The following is a 12117-nucleotide window of genomic DNA, read 5'->3' on the forward strand; positions in this document are numbered from 1 at the left end:
CGGTCCGATCATCGTGTTCGGCGCCTTCATCACCGGAATCGGGCCCTTCGGCGAATGAACACCGTACCGGGAGATTCCAGCTTGTCGATGAGTACGCGCTTGATGTGGGTATTGGTCGCGATTGCGTTGGCCGCGAGCGCGGCGGTGATCGCGGTCATCGTGATCGTCGGCTTCACGCGTAGCGGGCCCGGAGAACAACTGGTGTTCCCGATCAGATGGACGGCCGCGACTCCTGAGAAAGGCGTGCCGTGGGAGAAGTCGACGATCGACTTGCGTGAAGACGGTTCGGCTCGCGTTGCAGACCTGCTCGTCGGGGAGATCGGCGAAGGGGATGCCGGGGATCGCTGCGTCGCCGCAGATCCGACGACCTTCTCGGGAACGGGGCGATGGGCGATGGATACGGATGGTCATCTGAGAATCGACACGGACGCGGGCGTGGCCCTCTTCGCACCGTGGCCGGGGCGATTCGACGGCGTCGATTGGGGGAGCATCCATGAAGAACTCTGCGATGGCGCGCCAGCAGACTTCGCCGCTCGGACTCCGAGCAGGTGACCTGAGGAAGGATGCGGAGCCATGTCGGCGAGACCTGGTCAATCCTGTGCACGATTTGCGAGCATCCTTCCCGCCCTGATCTCGCCTACTCGATGGGTTGGCAACTCAGTATTGAATGAGAGTGGTATGAGAAAGATCGTTCAGAGATCCGCTGCAGTCTCGGTCGTCGCGACGTTGGCTGTTCTTGTTGTGGGATGCGCTGCCGAATCTCCGCTGGAAAGCAGGCTCGAGTTTCCAGTCGTTTACTCTCCTGCCAACTCGAATGAAATGCGAGATTTCGCTTCTTCGAATCTCAGTTTGCGCCAAGACGGTACAGCTGAGCTGAACGACTTCCCCGTAGGGGAGCCACGACCCGGTACGTCGCCGTCGTGCATGGAGGTCGGGGGGCGCAGCTATTCTGGCGAAGGTGAATGGAAGTTGCTGAGCGAGGCAAAGCTTGAGCTGCAGACTCCCGACGGCGTCGCACTTCTCTATGCATCGAATGGAAAGTTCGGAAGCGTCGACTGGTTGGATGTGTCTCTATACCGCTGTGACGGTGTCGAGCTCACATTCGGTCTCAGTTCGCAACTGAAGATGCCGGAATCCTAGTCCTGGATTCAAGCTCTTCGTCTGGCTCATGGCGGGCCGCGCGAGTACTTGGGGAGCTTCTAAGAGCTCTGCGATGGCACGCCAGCGGACTTCGCCGCCCGCACTCCGACCACACGATGATGTCGTGACCGGGCGGGACCCTTCGGTGGATTTCCAGCAGACTCAGGGGTGCCTCTCGGCAGTGTGCCGTGAGGCTGAGGTGATGACCGTTTCGCTGAGATCCGCTGATGACTTCGCACGGGGCAGAGACGACGCCGCCGTCTCCATTCCGCCCGTCGATGCGGGAGTCCGAGGGTGAACCCGCGACGGATGCCGTTCACCTCGATGCTGCGTCAGGTCGGGCTCACGCTGGCGATCGGGGCTGTCGTGCTCGTTCTCGATACGTGGATCTTCGGGAGCATCCCTTGGCAGGATGTCCCGGCACGGAATCTCTCTGCGCTGCGGGGCTGCATCGGGGTCGTAGGTATCGGTGCTGTCCTCACGCTGGCGTTCGCACTGGTCGTGCAGGGGTGGAGCCCGGCGACCCCGAGGGCGGCGCTCTCCGCCTGGCTTGTCAGCGGCGCGCTCGTGAGCCTGACCCCGACGGCGGTCTGGCTGGCCGTCGCTCCCGGCTATCTCGGCTCGGAGGGATGGACGGTGAGCTCACTGATGCTGACCGTCCTCCCGCCGGTCGTCGCGACATCGGCATTCATCGCCCTCATCGCCTGCGGTCTCGTCGCCCGAAGGCGGGGGATCTGATGGCCTACGCTTCCGATCAGCGCAGCCGAGCATTCGCCGTCGTCATCGTCACGCTCGTCGCGCTCCTCGCGGGGATCGTCGTCGCGTCATCGATAGCAACCGGGGCGTCCAGAAGTCGCATCGAGGAGCTGGCAGGAGTTCCGGTCGAGTTGGCGCCGGAGGACTCCGGCGGTGCCGCAGGCGGGGCGACCGGGCGTCTCACGCTCGACGATGGCGGCGTCGCCGTTCTGCAGGGGTTCCCCGTCGGCTCCACGCGAACGACAGACGGAGACACGTGCGTGGAGTGGGACGGGTCTTCCGTCTACAGCGGTCGGGCGACGTGGCGGCAGATGAAAGGCCAGATGATGCTGGTCGACACCCCTGACGGCGTGGTCGTGATCGGGCCGTACCTGCCGCCGAACAGCGACGCGGTCTGGTACCGGTTCGGGGTTCCCCTGTGTGACGGCGACCCGCTGTGGTACCGGCCTTCGCCCGGATAGAGGCCCGTCTCCCATCCCGCCGAGATTGCTCGCGAGCATCACACGCTCTCGCGGATGGGCACTTCTCCCCATTCAGGATCGTGCGTGCGGGTCGATAGTCTCGACGGTGAGACCGGGGGGAACGGCATGAGCGCACAGGACGTCATCATCGACTACGACCTGCTCGACGGCATCCGCTCGTCGATCAGGACGGCGATCGGCGAGTTGGAGGATGCACCGGAGCGCAGTGCCGACATCGCCGGTGCGATCGACCTGCCCTACGACATGGCCGAGCTGAGTGCGGCCGCCGCTGACTTCTGCGGGGCGTGGGAGCCGAAGCGCGAAGACCTGATCGCGACGCTCGAAGACATCTCGACGTACATCTCCGACGTCATCGACTCCTACATCGGCCTGGACAGGTGGTTCTGACATGGGAGGTCAGCAGGTCGCACCGGGTACTGCGGGCGTGGCTCCGGGGCTCGGCGAGGAGATCCGCTCGATGGCGGGCGAACCCGCGACCGTCTTCTCGAGCGGGCGCAAGATGGCCGACCACGGCAACGTGATGAGTCAGCTCGCCACCCGGCTGCGCGCGATCAAGGACTCCGAGATGTCGCAGTGGCGGATCACGGGGCAGGCGGCGGAGAAACTCCGCTCGTCGATCGGCGACACCGCCGATCGGATCGCGGTCGCGGGCGCCATCTACGGACCGGTCGGCCTCGCGCTCGTCAGCTACGGTTCGCAGACCGCCGACTGTCAGGAGAGCCTCGACGCTCTCGCCGTGCAATGCCAGGAGCGCTGGAAGGCGCTGAAAGAACTTCAGGGCGACTACGCCGACGGCGAGGCGCCCGTCGAGGGCTCCGACGACTACGACACGGAGCTCGCGAAACGGCAGCAGCTGGAGGCCGACATCTGGGCGGCGCGCGAGGCGTGGAACGAGGTCGCGACCCAGTGGAACAACAAGGTCGTCGACTGGCGCTCCACGTATGACGAGGCCGTGGCCGCCCTCTCCTCGCCCGATCTCGATGCGATCCGGTCGGGGGAGAAGCTCCCGGGTGACGGATCCTCGAGCCTGTTCCCGAACGGCCAGCCAGAGCCCGGCGACGTCCACCAGGGAGGGGCGGGCGACTGCTACCTGCTCGCTGTGCTCGCCGGTCTTGCCGACGGCGACCCGCAGAAGATCAAGGACATGATCACCGTCAACCCCGACGGCACCTACACGGTGCACTTCGCCGACGGCGACATCACGGTCAGCAGCGACCAGTTCCTCGACAACAGCCAGGCCGACTGGGTGCGCGTCATCGAGGCGGCCTACGTCATCCACGAGGGCAGCTACAAGGAGTTCGAGGGCGGCTGGCCGCAGGACGTCATGGAGGACATCTTCGGGCACGGAGCCGACACCAAAGACGACGACGCCGGATTCTGGGACTTCGTGACCGGAGGCAACGACATCGATGACAGCTTCGGCGAGATGAAGGACGCGCTCGGGAACCACCGACCCGTCGCAGCCTGTGCGACCAACGGCCAGCTCGGTTTCGAGGGCGGCGGCCATGCACTGACCGTGACCAAGGCGTACGAGGTCGACGGCACGCAGTACGTGGTGATCCGCAATCCGTGGGGTCACAACGCCGGGCACGAGTCGGCGATCACCGATGCCGGAGGCGTGCTGAACAACCCCGACGATGGAAGTTTCACGATGAGCATGGAAGACTTCGCGAAGTCCTTCTCCGACGTGGCGATCGCGAACCGATGAGAAAGTCCCCGTGGCAGGGCCTCGTGGCGGTCATCGCCGCGCTGGTGGTCCTCACCGCGTGCAGTCCAGATCCTGAGGAGGACGCAATGCCCACCCCGCAGCCGTCGACGACGCAGTCCGTCTCCGCACCGAACCCGGCCGAGACCATCACCGAGCTGGTCGCGGGAGCCGACGCGATCCTGTTCGGCACCGTCGAGTCGGTCGACCACGCGGTCACGGATGCAGACGGCGCCGACTTCCCCGCGCAGACCGCCATCGTCCGCGTCTCGGACAGTCTGAAGGGTGACGCAGCGGCGACGATCACGGTGACCAAGCCGGCCGGCACCGCGTACTACCTCACCGAGCAGACGGAGTTCTCTTACGACGCCCGTCACGAGGGGATCTTCGTGCTCACGGGCGCGGGCGACGAGGGATACGAACTCCTCGGCTACCTCGGGGTGCACGACGACTGGGGTGACTGGCAGAAGTTCGAACGGGTCCTCGCCGGCCTCCCCGAGGCGGCTCCGGCCGCGACCGCGGAGGAACTGGCCGCATGGACGGACCAGGCCGACATCGTCGTGTTCGCGAGTGCGCGAGGCGACGAGGACGACATCGTGCTGCACACGTCTCGGGCCGACTATGCGGCGTCGGCGACCCTCTCGCCCATCGAGGTGCTCAAGGGAGAGATGCCGGAACCGCTCGACGTGGTGCAGGGGCCGCAGCCGGACGTGGTCGGTGGCACCTGGGCGTTCCCCGTGACCGACAAGGGCCAGACCGGCGTGTTCTTCATCGACCTGTCCAGCGGCACGCCGACCGTGATCAACACCGTCAACCCGACCTCGATCAGCACGAACAGAGTGCCGCTGGGCTGAGAGGCCGGAAGCGTCGAGGTCGGCGTCAGCCGAGCATCCGCTCGATCACCCGCGCCACCCCGTCCTCGTCGTTGGACCGTGCGACCTCGTCTGCTGCGTCTCGCACGACATCGTCAGCGCCGGCCATCGCGACCCCGTGACCGGCCCAGCGGAGCATCTCGACGTCGTTGAGCGCGTCGCCGAAGGCGATGACGTCGGACCGTGCGACGCCGAGATGCGCGCACAGGCGCGCGAGCCCCGTCGCCTTGGTCACGCCCTCGGCCATGACCTCGACGAACGGGGCACCGGACAGCGTGGCCTCGAAGCCGCTCAACCCGAGGTCGCGGAGGGTGTCGTACAGCACGGTCGGCGTGAGCTCGGGATGCCGGATCACGAGCTTGAGCGTCGGCGCGGCCAGGACGTGGTCGAGCGGCACGCCGCCCATCGTGAGAGGGTCGCGCTTGTGGTCGGAGTAGTCGGCCACCTCCGCGTAGCCGTGCTGGGCGACGAAGGTCTCGCCGCCCTCGCGCACGCTGGCGAACAGCAGCCCGGGGATGCTGGAGCGAAGAGCCTCCGCGAGCGTGCGGATCGTGTCGGGCGGCAGCTCCTCGGCGAACAGCATCCGTCCGTCGGCGAGATGGATCGCGTAGGCCCCGTTGCCGCACAGCGCCCAGCCGTCGAAGCCGGCGTCGGCCGCGATGGCCCGCAGACCGATCGGCTGCCGGGCGGTCACGGGCACGACGTGGATGCCGCGGGCTCGGGCCGCATCGAGAGCCGCGCGCGTGCGCGGAGTGACCGCGGGCGAGGAGTCGAGCAGCGTGCCGTCGAGATCGGTCGCGATCAGTCGGATGGTCATGGACGTCCTTCCTGTCAGCGTGCGCCGTCTCTGCGTTTCGTCTCTGCGTTTCGTCTCGCTTCGCTCGCTCAACGACCGTCGCTCGCTCAACGACCGGGTTGCGAGTCTCGCTCAACGACCGGTGTCAGCGACGACCGGGCAGGTCAGGAGAAGATCATCGGCAGGTCGTCGTCTTCATCGGCCGAGCCGAAGTCGAGGTCGACGACCACCGGGACGTGGTCGCTGGGCTGCTCGCCCTTGCGCTCGTCGCGGTGGATGGAGGCCCCGGTGACGGCATCCGCCAGGGTCTTCGATCCGAGGATGAAGTCGATGCGGATGCCCTCGTTGCGGGGGAACTTGAGGCGCTGGTAGTCCCAGTACGTGTACCCCTCGGGCAGCAGCGGCCGCACGACGTCGGAGACGCCGGCATCCGCCATCGCGAAGAACGCGTCGCGCTCCTGAGGGGAGACGTGCGTCGAACGGCCGACGACGATGTCGGGGTCTCCGTTGTCGGCGTCGAAGGGGATGATGTTGAAGTCGCCCACGAGCGCCAGCGGCAGCGCCGGATTCGCCTGCAGCTCGGCGGCGGTGGACTTCTTCAGCTCCTCCAGCCAGTGCAGCTTGTAGGCGTAGTGCGGGTCGTCGAGCGCGCGTCCGTTGGGCACGTAGAGGCTCCACACGCGCACCCCGTCGACCATCACGCCGAGCGCGCGGGCTTCGAGCGGAGCATCCGGACCCTCGTGCCCCTTCGCGAAACCGGGCATCCCGTCGAACGCTGTGCGGACGTCGGTGACGGGCAGGCGGCTCGCGATGGCGACGCCGTTCCACTGGTTCAGGCCGTGGACCTCGACGTGGTACCCGGCCTCTTCGAACGGCCCGTACGGGAACTGCTCGGGCTTGCACTTGATCTCCTGCATCGCCAGCACGTCGATGTCTTCGCGGACGGCGAACTCGACGGTGCGGGTGACACGGGTGCGGATGGAGTTGACGTTCCAGGTGGCCAAGCGCATGAGAACAGCCTATGGGGGAGCGCCGACAATGACGGCACTCCCCGCGGCTCAGGCCTGCTCGGCCTTCTTCTCGCGACGCAGACCGTGCAGCAGCGGCTCGGTGTAGCCGCTCGGCTGGGCGGCCCCCTCGACGATCAGGCGGCGGGCCGCCGTGAACGCGATGCCCGGCTCCGCGTCCTCGGCGAACGCCAGCGGCTCGTAGTTCGGGTCTCCGGCGTTCTGCGCGTCGACGACGGGCGCCAGTCGGCGCAGGCTGTCGTCGATCTGCTCCTCGGTGATCACGCCGTGGGCGAGCCAGTTGGCGAGCAGCTGGCTGGAGATCCGCAGCGTCGCGCGGTCCTCCATGAGGCCGACGCCGTTGATGTCCGGCACCTTCGAGACGCCGATGCCCTGATCGATCCACCGCACCACGTAGCCGAGGATCGACTGCACGTTGTTGTCGATCTCGTTCGCGACGATCTCCGGGGTGAGGTCGCCATCGCCCGCCAGCGGCGGGACCAGTAGGGCGTCCAGCGCGCTCTCGCCCACGGCGGGCAGCGTCGGGCGCACGGCGAACGCATCGACCCGGTGGTAGTGCAGGGCGTGCAGGGTCGCGGCGGTCGGAGACGGCACCCAGGCGGTGGATGCTCCCGACTGCGGGTGCGCGATCTTCTTCACGAGCATGTCGTGCATGAGGTCGGGCTCCGCCCACATGCCCTTGCCGATCTGCGCGCGCCCGTCGAGACCGGAGGCCAGGCCGATCGCCACGTTGCGGTCTTCGTAGGCCTTCATGAACGGCTGCGCCTTGATCGCGGCCTTCGGCAGGAACGGCCCTGCATGCAGCGAGGTGTGGATCTCGTCGCCGGTGCGGTCGAGGAATCCGGTGTTGATGAACACCACCCGATCGGATGCCGCGGCGATCGAGGCCGCGAGGTTCGCCGAGGTGCGGCGCTCCTCGTCCATGATCCCGACCTTCATCGTGAGGGCGGGCAGCCCGAGCAGCTCCTCCACCCGGCCGAAGAGCTCGGCGGCGAAGGCGACCTCCTCCGGCCCGTGCATCTTGGGCTTCACGATGTACATCGACCCGGTGCGGGAGTTGCGTCCGGCATCCGCTCCCTCGAGCTCGGGGAGGGAGCCGAGCGCGGTCATGATCGCGTCGAGGATGCCCTCGAAGATGGGGCCGCCGTCGCGGTCCAGCACGGCATCCGTGCGCATGAGGTGACCGACGTTGCGGACGAACAGCACCGAGCGGCCGGGAAGCGTGACCTCGCCGCCGTCGGCGGTGCGATACGTGCGGTCGGCGGCGAGCGTCCTGGTGAATGTGCGTCCGCCCTTGGTGACGGTCTCGGACAGCGTGCCGTCCATGAAGCCGCGCCAGTTGCGGTAACCGAGCGCCTTGTCGTCGGCGTCCACGGCGGCGACCGAGTCCTCCAGGTCGAGGATCGCGGTCAGAGCGGACTCCAGGATGATGTCCTGCACACCAGCGCCGTCGGTGCGGCCGATGCGTCCGATGTGGTCGATCACGATCTCGGCGTGCAGGCCGTTGTGCACCAGCAGCACGGCGGTGGGCGCATCCGCGTCGCCGGTGTGCCCGACGAAGGCCGCGGACGATGCCAGGCGGCGATCACCGGATGCCGTCTGCACGATCAGTCCGTCGGCGTCGACGCGATAGCCGGTCGCATCGCGGTGCGAGCCGGTCTCCAGCGGGGCGATCTCGTCGAGGAGCTCGCGGCCGAACGAGACGACGGCGGCGGCGCGGGTGAAGTTGAACTCCGCACCGGGCGCGAGGTCCCCGGTCTGATCGATCGCGTCGGTGCCGTACAGCGCGTCGTAGAGGGAGCCCCAGCGGGCGTTGGCGGCGTTGATCGCGAAGCGCGCGTTCAGGAGAGGGACGACCAGCTGAGGGCCGGCGATGGTCGCGATCTCGGGATCCACGTCCACCGTGGTGACCGTGACCTCGGAAGGCACGGGGACCAGGTAGCCGATCTCCGTGAGGAGCGCGCGGTACGCATCGCGGTCGGGCACGCCGGGATTCGAGCGGTGGAACTCGTCGATGCGCTGCTGCAGTTCGTCGCGCGTGCGCAGGAGCGCGGCGTTGCGGGGGACGAGGTCGTGCACGATCGCACTCGCCCCGGACCAGAACGCATCGACGTCGCGTCCGGCATCGGAGAGCGACGCCTCGGCGAACTCCACGATCGGGGCGGCCACCGAGAGGTCGGCGCGGGTGAGGTACTCGGTCATGATTCCATTCCTTCTACTCGTGCGCCGAGGCGCCTCAGAGTCTCGAGTGCGATGTCCGCATCCTGGGCGGGGCTGCCGCCGGCGACGCCGAGCCCGCCGACGAGGTCGTCGCCGAAGAAGATCGGCACGCCTCCGTCGATCGTGGTCAGCGCTCCGCCTGTGCCCAGCGGCAGGGTCGTCGAGAGCGCGTCGGGGATCCGCCCGGTCCGACGGCGCGTGGACGCCGAGGTCGCGGCCTTGCGGCGGCTGGTCTCCGAGCTGTGCGGCGTCGCCCCGTCGGCCATGCCGTACGCGATCAGGGTCATCGACGGGTCGGCGACCGAGACCACGGTCTTCACTCCGTGCCGCTCACCGACCTCCATCGCGATGGACACGGCGCGCACGGCCGTCTCGTAGGTGATGGCGACGATCTGGCGGTGGGTAGACATCGGCGTCTCCTCGTGTCGGGCAGGTCGGGGCGTGCGTTCTGATTCTTCACATAGCGAATATTTGATTTCGCATGATGGAATCATATGACATGACACCGAGTCCTGTCCAGACGCGCGCCGCAGCACCGCCCTGCAGCATCGCGTCGGGGGCGGATGCCGGTCGTTCAGCGCTCCGACGGGTCGGCCGTCCCCACGAGGACGCCCCGGGCCAGTGTGTGGAAGTGGCGGTGGAAGCCGAGGGTCCCCGGGGTCTCGTCGCCGGTGAGGTCGAGGTGATCGACATCGAGCGCGTCCACCACGAAGAAGTAGCGGTGCACTCCGGTGCCCGCAGGGGGAGCGGCGCCGATGAAGCGCTGCAGCCGAGCCTCGTTCGGCATGACCTTGGCGCGGGTCGGAAGGCTCGCCGCCGTCCCGTCGATCGAGTCGAGCTCGGTCAGATCGGCGGGGAGGTCGAAGGCCGCCCAGTGCCAGAACCCCGAGCCCGTCGGCGCATCGGGGTCGAAGCAGGAGATCGCGATGCTCTTCGTCCCCGCAGGGGGAGTCGACCACTGCAGCCGCGGCGTGAGGTCCGCGCCGCCGCGCTCCGACGACCAGGCGAGGACGGGCAGTGCGCCTCCGCCCGCGAAGTCGGGGCTGGACAGTTCCAGGACGGCGGTCGGACGCAGCTCGGCGAGGGCGGCGTAGGGGTCGTATGCGAACACGGAGTCTCCTTCGAGTCGGTCACGGCCACGATAGGCGGATGCCGCCGGCGAATCCATACCCGCCGCATGCGGTTCTCGGCTCCGCTCCTTCTACACTGGATGCCGTGACCGCACTCGACGCAGACCGCCAGACACTTCTCGACCTGATCACGGACGAGGCGGTGTTCCACGGCGACTTCACCCTCTCCAGCGGCAAGAAGGCGACGTACTACGTCGACATGCGCAAGCTCACCCTCGATCACAGGGCCGCGCCCGCGATCGGCCGCATCATGCTCGATCTGATCGGCGACCTCGACGTCGTGGCTGTCGGCGGACTGACCCTCGGCGCCGACCCGATCGCGAACTCGGTGCTGCACGCGTCGGTCGCCGCCGGAACGCCGCTCGACGCCTTCGTCGTGCGCAAGGAACCCAAGGACCACGGCCGCGGCCGGCAGATCGAGGGCGCCGACGTCAAGGGCAAGCGCGTGGTCGTGCTGGAAGACACCTCGACCACCGGGCAGTCCGCCCTCAAGGCGGTCGAGGCGCTGCGCAAGGAGGGCGCCGAGATCGTGGCCGTCGCCGTCATCGTCGACCGCAAGACCGGTGCGCAGGCCGCGATCGAGGCCGAGAGCCTGGAGTGGCGCGCGGCGTTCGATCTCGACGACCTCGGACTCGACCCCCAGTGACTCGCTACGCGCTGGCCGTCGATGTCGGCGGCACGAAGATGGAGGCCGCCCTCGTCGGCGAGGACGGCACTCTGGTCGACGGCAGCCGCAGCCGTCAGGCGACGGGGCGAGAGGCCACGTTCGCCTCGCTCACGGATGCCGTCTCCGCGATCGTCTCGCATGCGCTCGCCGCACTCCCCGCAGGCGCCGAGCTCGTGGGCGCGGGCGTCGGCAGCGCCGGCCCCATCGACCGCGCAGCGGGGGCGATCATGCCGGTGAACATGCCGCTCGCCCGAGGCTTCGGACTCGCGGAGGCCGTGCACGTCGCGGCATCCCGAGTGCTCGGACGTGAGGTTCCGACCGTGCTCGGGCACGACGGAGGAGCGCTCGCGCTCGCCGAGTCGTGGCTGGGAGCGACCCAGGACGCTGGTGCGTCTCTGTCGATCGTGGTCTCGACCGGGGTCGGCGGGGGGTTCGTCGCGAACGGCGCGTACATCCCCGGGGCCACCGGCAACGCCGGTCATCTCGGTCAGGTGCGCCGCGAGGGCGGGCTCACGCTCGAGGAGATCGCCTCCGGGCCGGCGAGCGCCGCATGGGCGCAGCAGCAGGGCTGGACCGGCGCGACCGGCGAAGACCTCGCCAGGGACGCCGCGGCCGGCGACGCCATCGCGCGCGCGGCGATCGAGCGCTCGGCGCGCGCCGTGGGCGAGGCGCTGGCGGATGCCGCGACCCTCGTCGACCTCGACACGATCGCGATCGGCGGAGGCTTCTCCCGCGTCTCCGCGGACTACATCGACCTCGTACAGCAGGCCCTCACCGCGAGCGCGGCACACGAGTACTCACGTCGCGCGCGGGTCGTGCGCTCGGGTCTCGGCGACGAGGGTCCACTCATCGGCGCCGCGGCTCTCGTTCTGCGCTAGCGGCTCGCTCGCCGCCGAAGGTTCCGGCTCAGCGGCCTGCGACGACGAGGTGCCGTGGCGGGCCTTCGAGGCGCGCGACGGCGATCTTCACCTCGACGACATCGCTCGCGAGCGCATCGATGCGTGCGGTGAGTGTGGTTTCGACGTCGTCGATGCCTGCGGTGAGTTTGGTTTCGACGTCGTCGATGCGTGCGGTGAGTTTGCTCTCGACGTCGTCGATGCGTGCGGTGAGTTTGCTCTCGACGCCGTCGATGCGGTGGGTGAGTTTGCTCTCGACCCCGTCGATGCGGCGGACGATCCATCCCGCGCCGGCGAACATGCTGGCGCCGATGCTCACCACCGCACCTACGGCGCCAATGAGGACAGTCAGGGTGTCGAGGGACATCTTCGCCTCCGTTTCGAGATGGGTGGACGAGGACGAATCTACGGATCCGCGACTCCAG

15 protein-coding genes are annotated in these 12117 nt (G+C 68.2%); 9 read left to right on the forward strand and 6 right to left on the reverse strand.

Annotated elements, in window-relative coordinates:
- The first annotated feature begins 54 nt into the window (after positions 1-54).
- From LC438_RS02265 to LC438_RS02295, 7 genes are all read left to right on the forward strand, one after another.
- Entirely contained in the window at positions 55-552 is a 498-nt protein-coding gene (locus LC438_RS02265; protein ID WP_223585712.1) for a hypothetical protein, read from the forward strand.
- 126 nt (positions 553-678) lie between these two features.
- A complete protein-coding gene (locus LC438_RS02270) occupies positions 679-1140 on the forward strand; it encodes a hypothetical protein (protein ID WP_223585713.1) in 462 nt (153 codons plus the stop codon).
- Between the two features lie 309 nt (positions 1141-1449).
- Positions 1450-1878, forward strand: coding sequence for a hypothetical protein (locus LC438_RS02275; protein ID WP_105674356.1), 429 nt, complete (start codon positions 1450-1452; stop codon positions 1876-1878).
- Positions 1878-2357, forward strand: a complete 480-nt coding sequence (locus LC438_RS02280) for a hypothetical protein (protein WP_223585714.1) — start codon at positions 1878-1880, stop codon at positions 2355-2357. The genes LC438_RS02275 and LC438_RS02280 overlap by 1 nt, the downstream gene beginning before the upstream one ends.
- A 126-nt stretch (positions 2358-2483) precedes the next feature.
- Positions 2484-2765, forward strand: a complete 282-nt coding sequence (locus tag LC438_RS02285) for a hypothetical protein (protein ID WP_105674352.1) — start codon at positions 2484-2486, stop codon at positions 2763-2765.
- Between the two features lies 1 nt (position 2766).
- Entirely contained in the window at positions 2767-4086 is a 1320-nt protein-coding gene (locus tag LC438_RS02290) for a C2 family cysteine protease (protein WP_105674350.1), read from the forward strand.
- A gap of 86 nt (positions 4087-4172) precedes the next feature.
- Positions 4173-4937 (forward strand): hypothetical protein, encoded by a 765-nt coding sequence (locus LC438_RS02295; RefSeq protein WP_223585715.1) that lies wholly within the window; start codon positions 4173-4175, stop codon positions 4935-4937.
- 25 nt (positions 4938-4962) lie between these two features.
- On the opposite strand, the gene LC438_RS02300 is transcribed toward LC438_RS02295, so the two are convergent.
- The 5 genes from LC438_RS02300 to LC438_RS02320 form a co-directional block, all read right to left on the reverse strand.
- Positions 4963-5772: an HAD family hydrolase gene (locus LC438_RS02300; protein WP_223585716.1), complete on the reverse strand. Its 810-nt coding sequence runs from the start codon at positions 5770-5772 to the stop codon at positions 4963-4965.
- Between the two features lie 143 nt (positions 5773-5915).
- A complete protein-coding gene (locus LC438_RS02305) occupies positions 5916-6761 on the reverse strand; it encodes an exodeoxyribonuclease III (RefSeq protein ID WP_223585717.1) in 846 nt (281 codons plus the stop codon).
- 48 nt (positions 6762-6809) lie between these two features.
- Positions 6810-8981, reverse strand: coding sequence for a malate synthase G (locus tag LC438_RS02310; protein WP_223585718.1), 2172 nt, complete (start codon positions 8979-8981; stop codon positions 6810-6812).
- Complete coding sequence (locus tag LC438_RS02315; RefSeq protein ID WP_181155887.1) at positions 8978-9409, reverse strand: heme-binding protein; 432 nt, start codon at positions 9407-9409, stop codon at positions 8978-8980. The genes LC438_RS02310 and LC438_RS02315 overlap by 4 nt, the downstream gene beginning before the upstream one ends.
- Positions 9410-9573: 164 nt before the next feature.
- Positions 9574-10110: a YbhB/YbcL family Raf kinase inhibitor-like protein gene (locus tag LC438_RS02320; protein ID WP_223585719.1), complete on the reverse strand. Its 537-nt coding sequence runs from the start codon at positions 10108-10110 to the stop codon at positions 9574-9576.
- Positions 10111-10214: 104 nt separating this feature from the next.
- Between LC438_RS02320 and pyrE the strand changes: the two genes are divergently transcribed.
- Both pyrE and LC438_RS02330 read left to right on the forward strand, forming a co-directional pair.
- Positions 10215-10775 (forward strand): orotate phosphoribosyltransferase, encoded by a 561-nt coding sequence (gene pyrE / locus LC438_RS02325; protein ID WP_223585720.1) that lies wholly within the window; start codon positions 10215-10217, stop codon positions 10773-10775.
- Positions 10772-11674 carry an ROK family protein gene (locus tag LC438_RS02330; protein WP_223585721.1) on the forward strand — a complete coding sequence of 301 codons (903 nt, stop codon included), beginning with the start codon at positions 10772-10774 and terminating at the stop codon, positions 11672-11674. Before pyrE ends, LC438_RS02330 begins: the two co-directional genes overlap by 4 nt.
- Before the next feature lie 28 nt (positions 11675-11702).
- Here the strand turns inward: LC438_RS02330 and LC438_RS02335 are convergent, their stop codons facing one another.
- Entirely contained in the window at positions 11703-12059 is a 357-nt protein-coding gene (locus LC438_RS02335) for an apolipoprotein A1/A4/E family protein (RefSeq protein ID WP_223585722.1), read from the reverse strand.
- Positions 12060-12117: the final 58 nt, after the last annotated feature.

This window comes from Microbacterium sp. OVT16B (assembly GCF_019969705.1).
Taxonomy (GTDB): domain Bacteria; phylum Actinomycetota; class Actinomycetes; order Actinomycetales; family Microbacteriaceae; genus Microbacterium; species Microbacterium natoriense.